The sequence below is a fragment of the Microcoleus sp. AT8-A3 genome (assembly GCF_036705675.1).
Lineage (GTDB): Bacteria > Cyanobacteriota > Cyanobacteriia > Cyanobacteriales > Microcoleaceae > Microcoleus.
Window position 1 is genome coordinate 1 of sequence record NZ_JAUBVD010000024.1, and the last position, 19,041, is coordinate 19,041.

The 19,041-nt window shown below is 45.0% G+C and carries 13 protein-coding genes and 1 tRNA gene; 4 read left to right on the plus strand and 10 right to left on the minus strand.

The genetic code is table 11. The features are described 5' to 3' along the window. The first annotated feature begins 116 nt into the window (after nt 1–116). Nucleotides 117–2,273 carry a WD40 domain-containing protein gene (locus tag QUB51_RS15700; protein ID WP_333259106.1) on the plus strand — a complete coding sequence of 719 codons (2,157 nt, stop codon included), beginning with the start codon at nt 117–119 and terminating at the stop codon, nt 2,271–2,273. 338 nt (nt 2,274–2,611) lie between these two features. Beyond that, nucleotides 2,612–2,684, plus strand: a tRNA-Thr gene (locus QUB51_RS15705). 493 nt (nt 2,685–3,177) lie between these two features. Here the strand turns inward: QUB51_RS15705 and QUB51_RS15710 are convergent. Together QUB51_RS15710 and QUB51_RS15715 are read right to left on the minus strand one after the other, a co-directional pair. After that, entirely contained in the window at nt 3,178–5,091 is a 1,914-nt protein-coding gene (locus tag QUB51_RS15710; protein WP_333056754.1) for an aminopeptidase P family protein, read from the minus strand. Between the two features lie 16 nt (nt 5,092–5,107). After that, on the minus strand, nt 5,108–6,277 hold the full coding sequence (locus QUB51_RS15715; RefSeq protein WP_333056753.1) for a pyridoxal phosphate-dependent aminotransferase: 1,170 nt from the start codon (nt 6,275–6,277) through the stop codon (nt 5,108–5,110). Nucleotides 6,278–6,372: 95 nt separating this feature from the next. Between QUB51_RS15715 and QUB51_RS15720 the strand changes: the two genes are divergently transcribed. Continuing rightward, nucleotides 6,373–6,948 (plus strand): Uma2 family endonuclease, encoded by a 576-nt coding sequence (locus QUB51_RS15720; RefSeq protein WP_333056752.1) that lies wholly within the window; start codon nt 6,373–6,375, stop codon nt 6,946–6,948. A gap of 32 nt (nt 6,949–6,980) precedes the next feature. Here the strand turns inward: QUB51_RS15720 and QUB51_RS15725 are convergent, their stop codons facing one another. The 4 genes from QUB51_RS15725 to QUB51_RS15740 form a co-directional block, all read right to left on the minus strand. Then, nucleotides 6,981–10,043 carry an SMC family ATPase gene (locus tag QUB51_RS15725; RefSeq protein WP_333259103.1) on the minus strand — a complete coding sequence of 1,021 codons (3,063 nt, stop codon included), beginning with the start codon at nt 10,041–10,043 and terminating at the stop codon, nt 6,981–6,983. Nucleotides 10,044–10,293: 250 nt separating this feature from the next. Continuing rightward, nucleotides 10,294–11,469: an exonuclease SbcCD subunit D gene (locus tag QUB51_RS15730; RefSeq protein ID WP_333056750.1), complete on the minus strand. Its 1,176-nt coding sequence runs from the start codon at nt 11,467–11,469 to the stop codon at nt 10,294–10,296. A 193-nt stretch (nt 11,470–11,662) separates the two neighbouring features. Then, nucleotides 11,663–12,010 carry a DUF433 domain-containing protein gene (locus QUB51_RS15735; RefSeq protein WP_333209808.1) on the minus strand — a complete coding sequence of 116 codons (348 nt, stop codon included), beginning with the start codon at nt 12,008–12,010 and terminating at the stop codon, nt 11,663–11,665. A 59-nt stretch (nt 12,011–12,069) separates the two neighbouring features. Then, nucleotides 12,070–12,963 carry an ion channel gene (locus tag QUB51_RS15740; protein WP_333259099.1) on the minus strand — a complete coding sequence of 298 codons (894 nt, stop codon included), beginning with the start codon at nt 12,961–12,963 and terminating at the stop codon, nt 12,070–12,072. A gap of 112 nt (nt 12,964–13,075) precedes the next feature. On the opposite strand from QUB51_RS15740, the gene QUB51_RS15745 reads away from it, so the two are divergent. Continuing rightward, nucleotides 13,076–13,393, plus strand: a complete 318-nt coding sequence (locus QUB51_RS15745) for a hypothetical protein (protein WP_333056746.1) — start codon at nt 13,076–13,078, stop codon at nt 13,391–13,393. A gap of 81 nt (nt 13,394–13,474) precedes the next feature. Here QUB51_RS15745 and QUB51_RS15750 read toward each other — a convergent pair whose 3' ends face one another. From QUB51_RS15750 to QUB51_RS15765, 4 genes are all read right to left on the minus strand, one after another. Further along, nucleotides 13,475–15,361 (minus strand): PAS domain S-box protein, encoded by a 1,887-nt coding sequence (locus QUB51_RS15750; protein ID WP_333259096.1) that lies wholly within the window; start codon nt 15,359–15,361, stop codon nt 13,475–13,477. Nucleotides 15,362–15,845: 484 nt separating this feature from the next. Then, nucleotides 15,846–17,180: a hypothetical protein gene (locus QUB51_RS15755; protein ID WP_333056743.1), complete on the minus strand. Its 1,335-nt coding sequence runs from the start codon at nt 17,178–17,180 to the stop codon at nt 15,846–15,848. A gap of 546 nt (nt 17,181–17,726) precedes the next feature. Continuing rightward, entirely contained in the window at nt 17,727–18,248 is a 522-nt protein-coding gene (locus tag QUB51_RS15760) for a hypothetical protein (RefSeq protein WP_333056742.1), read from the minus strand. A 286-nt stretch (nt 18,249–18,534) separates the two neighbouring features. Further along, complete coding sequence (locus QUB51_RS15765) at nt 18,535–18,885, minus strand: hypothetical protein (RefSeq protein WP_333056741.1); 351 nt, start codon at nt 18,883–18,885, stop codon at nt 18,535–18,537. Nucleotides 18,886–19,041 lie beyond the last annotated feature (156 nt).

Here is a 19,041-nt window from a genome sequence, read left to right on the forward strand (position 1 = left end):
AAAATCTAAAATCTAAAATCTAAAATCTAAAATCTAAAATCTAAAATCTAAAATCTAAAATCTAAAATCGATTGACTCGCGCGATCGTCCTTAAGTAAGAAAAAGTTTTAACTGGTATGTCCTTACCCCGCCCAGTCTCAGACACTCTAATTGAACTGTTGAAGCCTGTAGCCTCTGAATTGGGAGAAAGATTGGGAGCAAGCGCTGTCAACGAACGCTATGCAGAAATTGAGCCCTCTGGTTCTTCAGCTTTGAACCAGCAAATCAAAAAAGACCCCCGCTGGATTAAAGCACAAGTGAGATATTTGCAGCGGCAGCAGGCTAGAGAACAAGAATTAATCGCGATCGCCGGCGCAGAAGAAAGGGTAAAAGAAGAACGCGCTAATCGAATTAAGGCACAAGAAGTAAGAGATAAGCGGGCAATTAGCCGACTTTGCCGCGACTTAATGCGGGAATTTCAATCAGAAGCAATTCGAGTTAAGCTGAACGAAATTCAAACTATTTGGGACAGGGACAACTGGTTTTCTAATTTGAGCAGGCAGGAAACTGAACAGATTTTGCAGCAGCAACAGCACCGATTGCTGCTGTTAGTTGCTCCCGCAAAAATTAGCCAAGATTGCCCCGATTCGTTTCGCCACAATCTGAATATCGAGTTGCCGGCTAAGTTAAGAGCTTTTTTGAACCAGCACTACCCCCCGCACGGAGATTTGTGCCCGGTTCAGTTTTACGGAGACTATTTCAAAAAATCCATTTCTGATATTGATGTGGAGCGGTTGCAGACTGTGTTGTCTCCCGTACCGACAGCTATACTGTACAGCGATATCAGCGATTATGAAGTGAATTTTCATGTTGGTTTTTGGGGAGTCATCAATCAGAGCGTTTCTCTAGTAGCGATGCAGCCTTGGAATTGGGAAGAGGTTTATCAACAGTTGGAGGCAGAGGGAAAAGATAGAAAGCTGAGCCTGCGAATTATTCGGCAAATAATTGTGACTATTCACAAGTTATTGGCCGCTTTTTTAGCGGATTTGTATTATTTAAATATCGATTTTACTCACGAACCTCAGTTATTTACATTAGAGGCGGAATTTGCTCAGGAATGGTTTTCTAAAGATTGGGCAAAACCGTATATTGAAACTCTTAAAGAAATTCAGGAGCAGCAGCGAATAGTCTCTAAGGGAGAGATGCGGCGGCTGGCGCTGCGAGAGGCGAAAGCTAGGGCGGAACGCCAGCGTTTGGAGGAGGCTGAACTCAAACGCAGAGAGGAAGCTGAGGCTGCAGCTAAGCGGGTGAAGGAATTAGCTCACAAATTAAAACATCAGAAATGGCGGTGTGTATATACGCTGCCGGGACATTCATCGTTTGTGAATTCTCTGGCGATTAGCCCTGACGGCAAAATTTTGGCTAGCGGTAGTTGGGATAAAACTATTAAGATTTGGAATTTAGAAACAACGGAATTAATTGGCACTCTGACGGGACATTCCGATCGCGTAAATTCGGTTGCTATTAGCTATGACGGAAAAATGTTGGTCAGCGGCAGTTCGGACGAAACAATTAAGTTTTGGAATTTGCACAATGGTGATTTGCTGTGTACTTTTCCGGGACATTCTATGGAGGTGAATTCGGTGGCGATTAACCCGAAGGGCCTGGTAATTGCTAGCTGCGGCGGGGCTGATAATACGATTAAGCTGTGGAATTTGCGGAGTGGTGAGTTGCTGCGGACTTTGAGGGGTCATTCTGATAATGTGAATGCGGTGGTTTTTAGCCCGGACGGTAAAATATTGGCGAGTGGCAGTTCGGATGCGACGAGCAAGGTTTGGGATGTGGAAAGTGGTAAGTTGCTGCGGACTCTTTCGGGGTTGAATGTTGGGGTGAATTCTGTGGCGATCGCGCCGGATGGTCAGATTCTTGCTAGCGTCAGCAATGATTATACGATTAAGCTGCGAAATTTGCAGACGGGCAGTTTGTTGCGGATTTTAAATACTAATTCTGGGAGGGGAAACGGTGTAACGAATTTAGGAACGAATGAGGCGCTGCATATTTTGCAGAATTATGTGAGTCGGGGCGAGTCGGTTGCTATCAGTGGGGACGGTTTGACTTTGGCTAGCGGGTGCGATGATAATACGATTAATATTTGGAATTTGCAGACGGGGGAGTTGTTGACCAGTCTTAAGGGACATTCGGGTACGGTGTACTCGGTGGCGATCGCGCCTTCGGGCAATTTGCTCGCCAGCGGGAGTGCGGATCGGACGATTAAGATTTGGCGCTGCGATTAGTTAGGATCGCGAATTAAATAACTTACAATTTTAATTGTTATTGTGGGATGGGCGTCCCGCCCATCCCACAATCTTGTGGAAGTTATATCGTTTCCGGTTGTATCGGAATGATTTAACCGCAGAGGGCGCAGAGAACGCAGAGGGAGAGAATACAGAGAGGAATAATTCCGATGCTACCGGATTTGATATTATTTAATTCTCATTCCTTAATTGGCAGTCGGGTGTGGGCAGACTATTCCGGTTTTACCCTTACGGGGAGGGGTTTTGAGCGAATTTGAAAAAAAATTGGCTGGGGGGGTTGCGCTAATGACTATAAGTTTGCTATATTAAGTTTCACTGCTGGTGTAACTCAGTTGGTAGAGTAGCTGATTTGTAATCAGCCTGTCGCAGGTTCAAATCCTGTCACCAGCTTTACTCTAAATTCTCTAAATGTTTGTATCTTAAATCCCCGACTTCTTGGAGAAGTCGGGGATTTTGGTATTCTGTTTTTTAAGAAATCAGGAGACTGCACGTGCTGTTTCCCTACAATATTACAATATTATTTTGGGGTAGGGACACCGCACTGTGCCCAAGGCGTGTCAACTTAAGCTGTCAGCCAGCCCAGCCCGTTAGTCAGCCCGCGAGTCCGCCAGGGAATGAATTCCCTGTCTAATAGCGAAAGTCCTCTTAAGAGGACTAAGCTGTTCTGCATTTAAATTGTCTGTCAAAAAACAATCTAACTCTTGTGGGGAGTAGGGGTTGGGCGTCCCGCCCGCCCTGAATATGCAATTTAAAGGCGCGACAGCTTAATGAGTTCTTCAGTCCTCTTAAGAGGACTTTCGCTTTGAGACAGGGGTTTCAACCCCTGTCGGACTTTCGGGCTGACCTTAAGTTGACATCTATGAGCATTGCAGTGTCCTCGGTATCATTCCGGTGCAACCGGAATTGATATCACACAGGGTGCGGCGGCTTTTTTCAACCATTCAATTGTTGCTGCATCAAGTACGGGTTCCAGTTTCTCGACTACAGCAGCATGATAATTATTCAACCATGCTAGTTGAGTCTTTGACAGCCGATCGACATTTATTAATTTGCGCTCAAACGGAATATACGTCAGCGTTTCAAATCCGTACCAAACAGTACCATTTTTGGATGGCATTTCCCTGACAACATAGAGATTTTCGATACGAATTCCGCCCCATCCCGGTTCGTAATATCCCGGTTCGATGCTAGTTACCATCCCGGCTTCCAGGGGATACTGCACAGATTTACTGATGCCGTTTGGCCCTTCGTGACCGGCTAAAAACGCGCCGACTCCGTGCCCTGTACCGTGTCCGTAGTCTAGCTGTTGTTGCCATAATACCGCACGGGCGATCGCATCTAATTGCGCTCCCGTTGTTCCTTTGGGGAATTGCTGCATTGCACAGTTGATGTGCGCGATTAAGACTGTTGTGTAGTGTTCTATTTGTAGCGCCGTCGGTTCTCCGATACTTACTGTTCTCGTATCGTCGGTTGTACCTGCTAAATATTGCGCGCCTGAGTCAAGCAGCAGCAGTTCTCCCGGTTTTAACGTTATTTCAGGGCTGGGGGTTCCGTAATGTACGATCGAGCTATTGGCTCCCGCACCGGCGATCGTTCTAAAAGTTAAAGTCTGAAAATCTGTTTCTTGCTGGTAAAAATGTTCGATGCTTTCTTTGACATCAAACTCGGTAACTACCTTACCATTTTCTAGCTGTTCTGTCAACCACTTTAAAGCCAAAGTTTTCGCTCGACTTGCTTTGAAATTGGCTGATTTCATCTGCTCAATTTCTACGGGATTTTTGCGAGCTTTCATCCCTTCTACCGGATGTGCCTTAAAAACTATTTCGATGTTGTAAAACTGCGCTTCTTGATGGTTTAATATTAACTGGTACGTGCCTGCTGTGCTGTGTTTTGGGTCTAAAAGTACCCGAACTTTATGTGGCAAATTTACGCAAGTTTCTAATGTATGCGGATAGTCTGCGTAGGGAAGCAAAGTTACATCCGCCCGCAATTCTTGCTTTATTTCTAGTGAAATTCGTTCGGGATTTGTAAATAAAAACGCTGAATCTGTGGTGACAATGGCATAGGATATAAAAATGGGAATGTGGGGGATATCCGAGCCTCGGAGATTGAACAGCCACGCTATTTGATTCAGGTTGGTAATCGGAAGCACATCAATGTTGGCTTTGTGCATCGCTTCCCTGACTCTGGCTAATTTTTCGGCGGCGGTTTCTCCTGTCAGGGATACAGGTAAGCTAAATATGGGTTCTGCATCAATCGCGGGTAAAGTCTCTGTTGTTTGCCAAGGAGTTTGCGATCGCACTTTGTCTGTCAAATTCTCCCGGATTGGTATGAGCTCAATCTCCGCCGTTGCAAATTTTTTCACCCAATTTTGATATTGCTCTGTCGCTACGGTAAACGGGTCAAAACCCAGGCGAATTTTCCTTGATTTTTCTGCCGATTCTACAGCCAGTTTTTCTAAAGTTTCAATTAAGGTTAAATTTCCTTCTAACCCGAGTTTCGATATTTGAATAATTCCAGTATCGACTTGCAATTCGGCTTGTTCGTAATAGCGGGAGTCCACAAACAACCAAGCGGAATCTTTGCCAACCAACAAATCGCCAGCGGAACCCGTAAAACCGCACATCCAAGCCCGCCGCTGCTTCGCTGCTGGAACTGATAAATTTAAGTGTTCGTCAACCGCTGGGATGTAATAGCAATCTAATTCATAATCTGCCATCAAATCGCGCAAGTCTGCCAGTCTTGCAGCGGAGGTATCTTGGATATTTGTATTTGCTTTCAAGTTCGTGGCAACCATTTTGAAATTTCCTATTTTACTTGTTTAAAATTGTCTTCAAACCTTTAACTAATCTCCTAATACCTGCGGTGGCGGTTGCTTTCTCCAAAGCACCGTAAGCAACGCGCAAATAGCAGCCGTTATCCATGCCGAAAGTTGTACCGGGAAGCACTGCTACGCGATATTCGCGAATTAATTGTTCTACTAATTCCATTGTATCGAGTTCAGTATCAACTTTCAAGAAAAAGTAGAAAGCTCCAGCGGCTGGGGAAATTGTACACAAGTTTTGGATAGTATTGAGTTCGTCTAATACGAGTTGGCGCACGGATGCGATCGCCCTTACATAATTATCGCAGTAACCTCTACCAACTTGCAAGGCTCCCAGGGCTGCATACTGAGAAATTACGGGCGGACAAATTAAGATGGTATCTTGAATCTTTCTCACAGAAACGAGCAAGTGTTCTGGTATTACCATATACCCGATCCGCCAACTCGCAAAACCATAGGCTTTCGAGAGGCTAAACAGAGAAATTGTATGTTCGCTGCTGTTGGGAAAAGCGGCGGGCGAACAGTGTCTGACGCCGTTATAAGTAAAATATTCGTAGGCTTCGTCGCTGATGTGATATATGTTGTGCTGGCGACAAATTTCGTTCACTTCCCGAAGTGCTTCGGCTGAATAAACAACACCAGTAGGATTATTTGGTGAAATGGTAACTATGGCTCGCGTTTTGTCAGTAATTGCTTTTTTTATAGCATCGATATTAAGTTGATAGTTTGCGTCGGTTTCTACTATTACTGGTCGGCAATTTGCCATAATTGCCGCCATTTCGTGGTTAAAGTAATAAGGTGATTGGATAATAACTTCGTCCCCCGCCGAAGTAATAGCGAGAATGGCGTTGGTAAATCCCATGTTGCTGCCTGCGGTAACAACAATGCAGTTGTTGCTATTAATTTCTATGTCGTTATCTGTTTGGAGTTTGGCTGCGATTGCATCCTGTAATTGTGGAATACCTTCGACGGCTTTGTATTTGTGATTGTCGGGATTTGCGAAGAATTCGGGGATTTTGTCAAATGATTCTTGTGGCGGATTGTAGTAAACTACACCTTGTCCTAAAGATATCGTTCCGGGATTTTGGCGAATCAGTTCGCCAACTACGGGAATTATGGGCGACTGTACCGATTGCATTCGAGTGGGGTAATTTTTCATATAATATTTGTTTCTTGGGGGTTTGACTAAATTATAGATTGAAAATAGCGATCGTGCTAAAATGAAATATCAGCTCATAACAGGAGAAAGTTCCTATGTCAACGATGACTGTCAAAGATGTTGAGCAAGTTCAAACCGCTTTTTCCGAAGCTGGTTTAGATTACCAAATTGAACTAGAAGACGGGAGACTTTCAATTATGGGCCCATCTGACATCGTATCCAGTGAAATCAGCAGCCGTCTCATTGCCTTTCTTTTCGCTTGGGTAAATCCCCGCCGTCTCGGACGAGTTTTTGACTCCGCAGGCGGCTTTATTATGCCAGATACTAACGTCAAAGCGCCCGATGTTTCCTTTGTGCGCGCCGCACGATTGCGCCAAAGTCCGCGTTATTTTGGACAGTTGGTTCCCGATTTGGTGGTAGAGATTAAGTCTCAAAGCGATCGCACGCAGCCTATCGAAACCAAGGTTTTGAAGTTTGTTGAGCTCGGAGCGATTGTCGGAATTGCGATCGATCCTGATGCAGAAACAGTGAAGATTTATCGAGCGGCTGGCGAACCACAAATTTTACAAAATGGCGATATCTTAACATTACCAGAACTTTTCCCCGGTTGGGAATTGCCCGTTTCAGAATTGTGGCCTCCTATCTTTACAGAAGAAGAAACACAATTCTAGAAAAACTACCATATATCGCAAAAAGTAGAGACTTAGACTCTTTCAACTTCTATTTTAGAACCTTGGGGGGATTTAGACACTTTAACTTGTGCTGGCAATCTTTCGCCCAATTCTCGAACGTGGGTAATCACTCCAATCAGCCTGTCTCGCTGCCGCAAAGATTCTAAAATTTGAGTAACGCTTTCGAGAGTTTCCGTATCTAAAGTACCAAATCCTTCATCGAGAAACAAGCTGCCCAAGTGAGTTCCTTGAGACAGTTTTTCTGACAAAGCTAAAGCCATTGATAAGGAAGTTGCAAAGGTTTCGCCACCGGAAAGGGTTCGCACTCGTCTAGCTTCGCCGCCGTTCCAATTATCTGTTACCCAGTATTCGCCGTCTTGGTTTTTTAGTTTGTAGCGATTTTCGGTTAATTCTTGCAAAATTAAGGTGGCGCTGCCGACTAATTCTGCTTCTAAATGTTCTAAAATGTACGATTGAAATTCGTTGGATTTGAGATTCTGCGCTAAGGTGTGATAAGTTTGCTCTTGTTCTGTGAAGTTTGTGATTTGCTGTGACAGTCTTTCGGCTTGTTCGAGATTTTGGGCTGCTACTTGAATCCAAGCTAAAAGTTCGGCGCGGTTGTTGTTGGCTTGTTTGAGGTTTTCTTGGGCGGTATGTTTTGCCGTTAGCGCAGCCCTCGGAGAGGATCGCACTTGTGCTAAAGTATTTTCATCGGTAGTTCTGCCTGCGATCGCCTCGCTCAAATCTTTCGCCCGCGTCTCTAACTGAATTTTTGATTCGCGGTGAGAGCGAATAACATTTTCCCATTCTGATTGTTCCTTAACTGTCGCAACCGCTGCTAAAAAAGTATCTTCTGTGAAATCAGCCGCTGTTAATTTTGCTGACCAATCCAGGTTTAGCTGCTGTTTCTGGGCTTGGGCTTGCCCAAAAGCTTCTCCAGCTTGTTGCTCTCTCTCTGCTGCTTGAATAACCTTATTTTGAGCAGTTTGATAGGATTTTTCGGCAACTTTCAGCAGATTTGCCAAGTCTTGCTTGTCTTGCTCTAAGACTTTTGCTAAATTAGCATAAGGTTGATATTCGGTAATTTGATAAAGCGCATTTACACAACTTTGGAACTGTTGCTGGCGGCGGTCTGATTCGGCGATCGCATCTTGATATTCCTGCTGTTTAGCTGCTTGAGTCGCCACCGCCAAATTAAATCTTTCCTGAAAATTATCATATTCCAATGATGCCAGTTGGAACTGCTGTTCGGTTTCCCGGTATTGGCGATCGCTCTCTTTAAGGATTGCCAACTCCTGCTGCAACCCCAAGCTTTCCCACTGAGGATTTTCCAGAACTTGAGTGATTTGCTGCTGCAATTCTGCAACTCTATTCGCAGTTAATTCCAGCATTTGAGCAATTTCCGACTCTTTTTGCTGGCAAGCTGAAGCTGTACTTTTTGCCTCAGCAGCCAACCTTTGAGCATCTTGAAAAAGCTGATTTGCCCCCGCCAATTTCTGCCGCAAATCAGCGACATCGACAATATTAGAATCTGGCAAAGGAGGGAGCCGATCGCTCTCAGGATGCACCCCCCCGCACACCGGGCAAGTATCGCCAGAATTCAGCGACATTCTGACAGCAGCAACACTCTCTAAACGTGCCGCTTCCGCATTAGCGGTTTGGGCCGCTTCTAACTCGCGATCGCACTCTTTTAGCCTGAGTTCAATGGCTTCTAAATTAGTGGTAGCCTTCACATAATTTTGTTGAGCTTTTTCCCGATCTGCCAGAGATTTATCCAACTGTTCTTGCTGAGTCTTTTGCTGCTTGGTAATTAGCTGAAGTTCCATCAATAAGGGTGAAATTTGCTGCAATTGCTCTAAACGCTTTCCTCCCGGCGAATAATGATCGAGCTGTGCCGCTGCTTGAGTAACTCGAAAACCCGCGCCTTGAATTTTAGTGTTAGCAGCTTGCAGGTCTTTATCTGCTGCCAGAAAAAAGCGCAGTTTTTCCTGTTGAATTTTTTGGGCAAGCGCAACTTCTTTTTCTAATTGAGCGCGCTGTTCTTCATATACTTTAGCAGCAGCTAGAGCATCTTCGCGAGCCTTAATTTGTGGCGCTAGCACCTCTTCTTTGGCTTTTGCCGCGTCAAGTTGCTGCTGCTCTACTGCCAGCTCAGAGCGAGCTTTAATTAACTGCTTTCGCGCTGCCACCGAGGCACTTTCGGCAGTTTCATACTGACGGCGAGCCGATCGCACTAAAGCCCAATCTCCCTGTAAATGATTGGCAGCTTGCGCTCTTTCTAAACGCTGTGCTAAAATTGCAACCTCAGCAGAATTAGCATTTAATTTAGCCAGTTGTTGTTGCAGCTCTTGCCAGCGAGCGATTTGCGAAAATAGCTGTTCCTCTTCATCTAGAGCCTTCTGAGCTTTCATAACAGCGCGATCGAACTCAGGCAACTGTTGCTCTAAAATCAAAAGTTGCGATCGTCTTTGATCCACCTCATCAGCCGTCGGCGCACTCAGCTCAGCTAGCTGCCTTTCCACCATTTCCCGTTCCTGTTTCAGCAACTTTGCGAGTTCATTTGTTTCCTTCCGCATCTGCTCAAAAATCTCAAATCCTGCTAGCTGCCGCAAAATTTCCCGGCGTTTTGAAGTATCCCCTTTAATAAACTCATCAAACTTGCCTTGAGGCAGAACAATTGCGCGCGTAAAAGTATCAAAATCCATTCCTAAAATCTGTTCAATGGTATTTTGAACAGCAACGATACTCGTCCCCAAAGTTTCCCATTGGCCATTTTGCCAGTTGTCCAAAATCACCTTATTTTCGGGAGATTTCGGACGGAAACGCCACCGTCTCGTCACCCGGTACTGTGCCGAACCCACAGCAAAACGCAACTGCACTTTTAAATTTTCGCTACCTTGGCTCGCCAAATCACTTACTTGTTTGCCGCTGCGAGTAGTAGTGCCAAAAAGAGCGTAAGTCATGGCATCTAGCAGTGAAGATTTGCCCGCACCTGTAGCACCAGTAATGGCAAACAAATCGAGTTGAGAAAAATCTAAACGCTGTTCGCGGTGGAAGCTGGTAAATCCTTCGAGAATAAGTTCGAGTGGACGCATACTGATTTTAGATTTTAGATTTGGGGTTTTAGATTGTTATATTCCGGTCTAGTGTCTTCCTTCTACAGTCTTCCCGATCCCCCCTAACCCCCTTAATAAGGGGGGAACAAGAGTATTATCCAAGTCCCCCTTCTTAAGGGGGATTTAGGGGGTTCTAGACTCGACTACAAGCGACATTTAGCGTGGGTTTCAGTCTTAAAACTATTTGAAATTTGAGATTTTGGATTTTGGATTGTATCTTTTTACGCATTTAATTATTAACTGTTTCCTTAAACTTCTTGTACAAATTTTTAAATTCCTCCAATACTGCCGATTTAGGTGTCGTTCCCAATCGGTTTTGATAATAGTTGCAAAACTCGGCTGCCGGATCGAAATTATTGGGATCGATAGTAGTTATTTCTGTTGGTTCTAGCGCTGCATCTGGATAGCGCGGTTCAATTAACAGCGCTTGAGAACAGATTTGGCGCACTCGATCGGCAAGTCCGATTTGCGGACTGTCCAGTTCGACAATTACTTTCAAGAAACCCGGATGGTACTGATGAGCTTGTAAAGTTTCATCGAGATTGTCGTTATGACATTTAAGCACTTTTAACGGCTTGTGGCAAGCCACAGGCTTAAATTCCACCTTTGCCTGACTTCCCGGCTCAACTTCTATCAAGCAAAATCCTTTTTCCTGTTCCGCTTCTCCAAAATCTAACTGAATCAAAGAACCGGAATAATAAGCGGGAGAAGTCTCAGAAATTCGCTGGTGAATGTGGATGTGTCCGAGGGCAACATATTGAGCTTCCGGGGGCAGAGTTTGCGATGATAGGAGGTATTTTTCTCGCGTGTAATAAGCGACTTCGGATTTTGCCAATCGAGCGCCGTCAATGCTCATATGTCCCATGAGAATATTGACAGTATTGTCTCTAAACTCTCTGGTTAAATCTTCGAGTAAATATGCTACAATTTCGCGGTAATCTTTTCGGCGATCGGCATCGCCAGACTGCCAGAGAGAATTAGCATCTAACAGTCTTTGTTCGGAAGCAAAAGGCATCGCGCCCACACAAAGTTTACCGCTTTTTGTATTGAGAGTAATCGTGCCGCCGTCGGCGGAAAGCCTGGGTTTGCCTAAAGCGCGAACACCGGCGAGGGAAAGCAATTGCGCGATGCTGTCGATGCGGGATGCCGAATCGTGATTACCGGCGATCGCAATTGCGGGAATTCCTGCCGCTTGGAGTTCGCAGAAAAAGTTATAAGCAATGCGTTCGGCGTAAGCGGGAGGGTTGGGCACGTCGAAAATGTCGCCCGCAACGAGCACAGCATCGACATCCAATGCTTTTGCTTGCTTCAAAATCTGTTCGAGGGCGATCGCAATTTCAAAAGTGCGATCGATCCCTCGAAAACGTCGCCCTAAATGCCAGTCAGCAGTATGAATTATTCGCATAGTACGAGGAGTATTTTGTTTATGTTAACTGAGATGTTGTACCATTTTCAAGAACGGGCAAGATGCCCGTTCCACAAAGAATGAATTTCTTGTGGAACGGGCATCTTGCCCGTTCATAAAAGGCTGATTTAAAATGGTAAAATATTTCATTTTTAATGCTTTGTGCGATCGCGCTATAAATATCTGCCACTGTTTATGCCTCTTCCTGTTCTTGAATTGCTGTTTCAATCTCATCAGAATATGCCTCAGCATAAGCCCAAGCATTCGCCAAATCAGCGGCACGCAGAGTCGGATAGTCTTCTAGGAGTTCAGCCTCAGAAATACCTAAACCGCGAGCATTCACCAGTACCCAAACAGGAATTCGCGTTTGTCTGATGCAAGCATCGCCGCCGCACACGCCGGGAGTCTTTTGAATTCCAGACCAAAATTTTCTTAAACTTTGGGCTAGTAATTCTATAGCTTGAGCCTTCTCTTCGGGAGTTAAAGCTAAGAGTTGCGCTTGCAATTCTTTCAGTGTCGTATTTGCAGTTATTGAGTTCATAAATATTAACTTTTTTTGGCCATACAGGTATTCTAGCACTGGTGGCTAAATCAAAACTTTCATTCAACAGGCTTCACATCGTGAAACCGAGTATAATCAACCACCCGCCCTCCCGTCGCCGATTGCAAAAGAATATCTACAAACCGCATATTCCACATAATTTCAGACGCCACAAAAGAATGTCGCGCATGAATAGTTTGCGAAACAGTTTCGTCAATTCCTGTTAACGTAATTACAATTTCTGCTTGCTGTTCCATCAAGTCTTTTGCAGTAAGTTGGTACAAAGGACTGTTCTCATCAATTGCGTGCATAACCGTCCAAGTTAATGCAAAAACCGGAGAGTGACTCCGCACTAATTGCAAATCGTAAAAACGCCGCATAAATTCTCCTTCCGCTGTTACCTCGTCACGGATCAAAGTAGCTCGCTGCTGCGCTTCTAAAATCTGGTTAAAACGCTGATTTGCAGTGCGGTACATCAGAGTCGGAACGCCGTTGAAAGGAGCGATTACAGCTACGCGGCTGAAGATAACTCTGGCTGTTGGTCGAGAAAATCTCGAAAAAGCCAGTCCCGTCACCATTGCTACTCCCCACAAACCAAAAAGCGCTTGGATCGCAACTATAGTATTAGCGTAATCCGTGCGCGGATACATGGCGCCGTAGCCGATCGTCGCCATTGTTTGGATGCTGAAATAAAAGGCATCTGGGAAAGAACCCGGCCGCGCGTTAGCAATGCAATCTCCTCCCGCCAAGTAAGCTAAGGCAAATAAAGAATTCGCGACTGTATAGGAGAGACAAATCAGGATGAAAAATCGAGGCCAAGAAAGAGTTAGCAGCCTGTGGTAGAGGTCGGCAAAATGCAGGCGAGGTACTCCCAACTTGACAATATTTAAGGGGAATTGTCCTTGGCGGCTGACTAAACGAGTCTGTGGCTGCCGATCGCGATTATTTTTCATTGAGATTTGTAACTACCGCTGTGTCAATTTGTAACTATTGTTTTGACTGGGAAAACTTATCCTTTAGACTGATGTCAGATTCTAAAAATTAGGATATCAAGGAAGTTTGAAAATGGTTGAGCTTAACTGGCATGACTATCTCGTTATGGTTTCTTGTGTGGCTTCTATTGCGGGTCTAATTTTGCTGAGCGATCGCAAATCGCAGCCAAGGGACGATCGCACTTTAAGCGAAGAAATCCTAATTAAGATGAGTTTTGTTTACTCAATAGTCTACTCCATGTCTGTCTTTGCCCTAAAGATGCCTCTGCCGGAGGACAACTGGTTGTTGGCAAGTCTGAAGCTGACCACGGTTCTATCTTACTTGTTGACAGTTTCCAGCATACTCAGTCTGCCACTGCAACGCATGGCTGTTCGGCAAGTCGAAGATTAAAAAACGTGAAGCTAAGGTGTCCCGCATCTAAATTGTATTTTTGGGGCGGGCTAAGAGTGCCCACCCCACAAGACTTTGGTTTCAGGTTGTTTGTAAATTTTTAATTCCCGCAGGAAGCTTGACATAACGCGCCCAAAATGGTTCTAGTCGATCTCTGCGGGATTGCAACCAGCCCATATTTTCCTCCATTCCGTTTGCTTCTGAAATCTGAGAAACTATCTTGATAGTGCCAGAAGTCAAGCCCTCAGAATCTCGCATCGGTGCAGTCCAAATACAGACATCAATTGATGAACCGTCTTTCCGCCGCCGCCGACATTCCCTAGCAACTTGCGCTTCCCCTGCCAATTCTGACTGAAACATCGCATAAAAATTTACGTTTTCATCGCTAGGGACGATCGGCAAAAGCTCCCCCACAACCTCAGACTCCTTCCAGCCAAAAACTCGCTCCGCCGCAGAATTCCACACCGTCACCAAAGCATTACTATCAACCCCGACAACTGCCAGCGGCAAAGCTTTAATTAAGCCTTGTAAAACTTGATTGGTTTCGCACAATTTAGCCTCTACCAGCTTGTGTTGTGTGATGTCCTGACAAGCACCATAAATGCCGACAGCGCGGTTCTCGACTTCATCCCACACAACTTGCCGACAATCCCACAGCCACCGGATTTCACCGGATTTGGTGACAATTCGATACTCGCTTACTTCCTTGCGGCTAGATGAACGAAGCTGCATTTGTTCCAGCAGCATTTCTAGGTCGTCGGGATGAATGCAGTCGAATTGTAAACCGCCGGAAGTTGCGATTTCTTTGGGAGTATAACCCGTAATTTTAGTAAAAGCTTCAGTCATCCATTCGCAGGCCCAGGTATTGTCAGGCAATACTTTAAAAGAATAGGCAAAATCTGAAGTCATTTGCGAGAGAATACGGTAGCGCGATTCTGATGCTCGCAGTGCGTTTTCTGCATTTTTGCGATCGGTTATATTTTGAAAAAACACCGACAAACCTTCTTCCGAGGGATAAGCCTCGACTTCAAACCAAATATTTAGCTGCGGGTAATATCCTTCAAATTTAACATTAACGTTCTCAGATACCGCTCTGTAAAACTGCTTGAAAAAAATCGTGTCGGCTGTATCAGGAAACTCATCCCAAATATTTTTACCTATAAGTTCTTGACGCCCTCTTTGCCAGCACTGCTCTGCTTTCGCGTTGAGGTAGGTAAACTGCCACTGGCGGTTGAGCACATAAAAGCCGTCTGTGATTTTTTCTAAGATATTAACGATTTGCTTTTGCGATTTTTCCAAAGCTGCTTCTGAGAACTTGCGCTCTGTGATATCGCGGGAATTGATGACTATGCCGTTGATGCTGGAATCGTGGAGTAAATTGTTACCAATGACTTCTAAATACACCCAAGAACCGTTAGCGTGGCGTTTCCGATATTCTACAGGCGGTGCAATCCCTGGCTGTTTGAGTAATTTGGCCAAATATGCTTGCCAAACAGGAAGATCGTCTGGGTGGATCAAATCGTCTTGGAATTCGCCAATTCTTTGTTCTAGATTGTAGCCTAACATCCGCTCTGCTGCGATCGAATTTTGGTCTCGGATGCGTCCGTCTGCTTCGAGAATTGTCATCAAATCGGAAGAATTTCGCAGGAGACTTTGCAGTCGGGATTCCCCTTTTGTCAGTGCCTGAGTCACCTTTTTGTACAGCATCTGGCTTTGCTCTAACTGCTGCTCTAAATGTCTGATAGTAGCAGCTTGCTGGGCAACTTTAATCTCTAAATTGCTGTTAATTCTTTCTAACTTGACTTGGGATTGTTTAGACAACAAAAGCGACTGAAACTCTGCAGCCAATTCTTGTAAAGATGCGGACAAATGCTCGAAAGTGCTTGTTAAAATCGCCTGTTTATCTACAGGTAGTTGCTCAATATGTCCCTGCAATTCCCGCACGTGTTTCAATAGATTTTGCATCATTGTAGTCAGCGCTCAAACTTATGAAGACTATTTTTTTATATTTCCCATCATAACACCTTGTTTGAGTCAAGTGTCAAAAGAAATAAATCTTGAAGTTTAGCGGTAGAGTTTTAATTTCGATGCCAATCCCTCGGCGCTGACACAGATGGATAATTCCACCAAGTTTGAGCGAACAAAAAAATATTGAGTTCAGTTATATTACTGAAAATAGTTGTGATTTTTAAAGTTTGAATTAAACAGGACTGATATCGTTTCCGCGCTTCATCGGAATCATAATTTTTCGAGTTGCAGCGCGAGCGGGGGCGCTCGCACTGCAACTCGCGAGCGGGACGATCGCACTAATATTCCGGGTTTTTCAACTTCGGTCAATCGATTTTAGAGTTGAAATTTTAGATGGGATAGAGTAAGTAATTTTACGGTGAAGTGCAGAGATTGTGATGCCAGTAGGCAGATTAGGAACAGGCTTTTCGGCCTGTTCCTAAAATCAGGATTTAAAGCCCTTAGAGCTTTTCTTTTTCTCCTGTGGCTTGGATTTTGACTTATTAACTTCGCCTAAAGCTTCCTGAAATAAGTTGTGCAGGTGCAGGGGAACGCTGGCAATTTCCGGGAGTTCGGGTTCTAAGGGTTTTTTAAACTCTTGCAGCAGGGCATCTAAATCGCGATCGATCTGAAAATTAGTCCGCTGCAATACAGTTTGCAAAATTTGTTCTAATTTCGCTGGATTAACTTTAGCTAACCGTTGCCAAATCCAGACATTAATTGCAGGATCTTCGAGATAGTTACGCACCAGCTTTTCGTAACCGGGAACGGTTGAAAAGTCTTCGGCTGCTAGCAGTGCAGTAAATTGAGCGTAAGTAGACAAAAAGGTTTGTCCCCAGCGAGGATGAGAAAGTGCACTCACCTGTTCGGCTTTCTTGAAGCGATCGGGCAATTCGACTTTCGGCATTACCATTTTTGCACTAGCATTGCTGTCGAGCATTACCTCAACTGCTTTAGCATCAGCACCTGCAGCGGCGATGGCTGCTGCTTTGACTTCTTCTCGATCGACTCCGGCATCTTCAACGATATCCGCCAGAGATTTACTTCCATCAACGCCCATATCAGCTAGGCGTTTTTTAGTGATAAATTCCTGAAATTCAGCCAACTGTTTATTCAGGTGATATCCCGATAGCGTCAATTCCTCACTGCCAAAAAATTCGGTAAAATCTTCATGGTACTTTTCTACTGACTGCCAAGCTTGCTCTAACAATTCCGGGGCATCGCTGTATAGGTTATTTTTGTGATTTTGCTTGAAATTACCGATCGCCACCGCCAACTTCGGCTTACCCAATTTCCCCTTCGGGATGGGAGAGCTCGAAAGTATCCACCAGTCATCGGTAAGGGGAGAAATCCGAGCCAGCAAGATTTCTCCTAACTTAAAGCGAGACATTTCTGCAAGAAAATTAGGACTGTTGGGCTTGACAACGTAGTGCTTAGCCGTCAGCCAGTTCATCAGTTCAAACCTGTCGGGGGAAAGTTGAGTGATTTCAAATAAGCCAGTGAAGCTTCTGTGCTCCCAACTTTCGAGCAAGCTACGATCGCTCTCGGTTAAATCCGGCTGACTTTCGACAAATAAGTCGATCGGCGTTTTCTCTCCGACTTTACCTTCGATAGTAAAACTGTCAATCACTTGATTTTGCTGAGCAATATCGTAGCGCTCGCCGGTCGATCGAGCTGCTGCATAAGCTTCCAAAGCTACCGCCAACTCTCCCTCAGCATCCAGCACAAAGTCAATTAAATTTTGCTTGAGTGTCCAAGCTCTTTCCAACATTTCATCCACAAGTAATACCAATTTTGAATGAGAGGATTTAGGTTAACAATTATCGGAATTGAAGCCACCGACGCTTTACGATCCGGCTGCGATTGAAGAAAGCGCATCGCGAACAATGACAGAAATATGCAATCGATGCCTCAGTCCTGAATAAGTTTAATTTTAAGGCTAATAGTCAAAAAAAAATGTTAATCTCAAACGGAAGCATCCCGATTTTGTAAAAAGCATTTTTTAGGAGTGCTAAACTCACGCACAGCAAAGGCTCTACGTCTATAGCGAGTTCTCACAGCGAACAGCCCTGTGAAAGAAAAATCGTCCTGAAAAATGCAATTTTAAGGGAGCATAAAAATACCCTCTCCGATGTAGAGAGGGGCTGAAAATCCCCAAAAACTTCGCTAAACTCGCGTTAAAAACTGTGTTACCTATCAACAACAGTCCAAAACGCAGCCGGGTTTTTTTATCAAACACTTCCCTCGATTCCGGTACCCGGCTAAAAATCACCGGAATGCTTGAGTTTGTGTGTCTCCAAGACTGAGAAATACTTGGCGTAAGCCCTTAGCGGCCGTCTTTGTCAATATCGCCAGGAACAGCCCGTTCCACCCGATCCCAAGCGTCGCGCGTGGCGTGCTTAGCTTTTTCCCAAGTCACATTAGACTTACCGCGATTTGTTTCGTAGTCGCGCTGCAAATCCGGTTCGATCTCGTCGTATTTCTTACCAGTAGCGCCATAGCGGGTGTATCCCTCATAACCCGTGCGGTATGCAGGCTGATAGTCTTCGTAAGTCGCGCTCGTGTCCACGTAAGGACGGGAACTGTAGTTGCTTTGCCAGTAAGCATCTTCTACCGTGGGGTCGATCGCCTCGCCCACACCTTTGCCCGCCAAACCGCCGCCAAAGGCACCCACAACAGCGCCGACAACTGCTCCTACAGGCCCGCCGATGGCACCGCCGATCGCAGCACCCGCAGCACCGGCACTCGCCGCACCAATACCCGTTGCGACTGGATGAGCCCCGGTTTCCCCCGAAAGCGGATCTAGGTTAGCATCAGGTTCATGTACCGTTTTTTTGTCATCGCTCATGATATTTTTTCCTTTTATCTAACTGTAACTATGATTAAATTTACCTTTTAAATTCATATCTATTCATCTGCCTTAAGGATGAAGCTGCTAGCTTCAAAAGGAAGGAAACGATCAAATACTTCTCGACTCAAAAACGAGTTTTACACGCTACTCTCAAGGGATAAGGTGCGCCTCGGCGCACCCTAGATCGTGATGTTCAAGTGAGTTCTAAACTCGGCTCCCTTGTTTATTCACTGAAGCTGTTTATTTACCAGCAACTTGAGTTAGATATAAATCTCTTGATTTATTAGTTGCCAGTTACCTTTTCGATCAACTCTTCAGCTTTTTGAACTATGCCTTCTTGCGGGTGTTCTCCCTTGTACTCCTTTAAGCTTTCGTCGTAAGCTTTCTCGACCGTTGCAGGATTTTGAGAGGTTTTGACTATTTCTTCGTAAGCTGCTTGGGGATTGAGATCCTCGAAACTTTCTGCGGGGTCAGTAATTTTAGCTTCTGGCTGCGCCTGAGTTCTGTCTTGACCTGCGTAAGCAGCCTGACTGGGTACGATCGCTAGACTTAGCAGACCAATGAACGCCAGGGTACATACCAGCAAAATGCTTTGGCTCAATGTTTGTCCTAGAGCTTTTAAAACCCGCTTCATATCAACTTCTCCTCGTATTTTTCCGCAAAAATTATGGTGTTTGTCGCCCCTTCACTGCGATCGCACATTGACAACCTTGGTTCAATCGCAATCTGTGTCGCAGCTACCGCATCTAGAGCGAGCCAAAAGGGATGTTTCCCGTGACATCCCATATCT

Bases quoted from the DNA above. Each gene is read 5' to 3' on its own strand.
- QUB51_RS15740 (WP_333259099.1), bottom strand. From the start codon at position 12,963: ATGAAAAATAATCGCGATCGGCAGCCACAGACTCGTTTAGTCAGCCGC.
- QUB51_RS15765 (WP_333056741.1), bottom strand. From the start codon at position 18,885: ATGAAGCGGGTTTTAAAAGCTCTAGGACAAACATTGAGCCAAAGCATT.
- QUB51_RS15715 (WP_333056753.1), bottom strand. From the start codon at position 6,277: ATGAAAAATTACCCCACTCGAATGCAATCGGTACAGTCGCCCATAATT.
- QUB51_RS15750 (WP_333259096.1), bottom strand. From the start codon at position 15,361: ATGATGCAAAATCTATTGAAACACGTGCGGGAATTGCAGGGACATATT.
- QUB51_RS15720 (WP_333056752.1), top strand. From the start codon at position 6,373: ATGTCAACGATGACTGTCAAAGATGTTGAGCAAGTTCAAACCGCTTTT.
- QUB51_RS15745 (WP_333056746.1), top strand. From the start codon at position 13,076: ATGGTTGAGCTTAACTGGCATGACTATCTCGTTATGGTTTCTTGTGTG.
- QUB51_RS15730 (WP_333056750.1), bottom strand. From the start codon at position 11,469: ATGCGAATAATTCATACTGCTGACTGGCATTTAGGGCGACGTTTTCGA.
- QUB51_RS15760 (WP_333056742.1), bottom strand. From the start codon at position 18,248: ATGAGCGATGACAAAAAAACGGTACATGAACCTGATGCTAACCTAGAT.
- QUB51_RS15700 (WP_333259106.1), top strand. From the start codon at position 117: ATGTCCTTACCCCGCCCAGTCTCAGACACTCTAATTGAACTGTTGAAG.
- QUB51_RS15710 (WP_333056754.1), bottom strand. From the start codon at position 5,091: ATGGTTGCCACGAACTTGAAAGCAAATACAAATATCCAAGATACCTCC.
- QUB51_RS15735 (WP_333209808.1), bottom strand. From the start codon at position 12,010: ATGAACTCAATAACTGCAAATACGACACTGAAAGAATTGCAAGCGCAA.
- QUB51_RS15725 (WP_333259103.1), bottom strand. From the start codon at position 10,043: ATGCGTCCACTCGAACTTATTCTCGAAGGATTTACCAGCTTCCACCGC.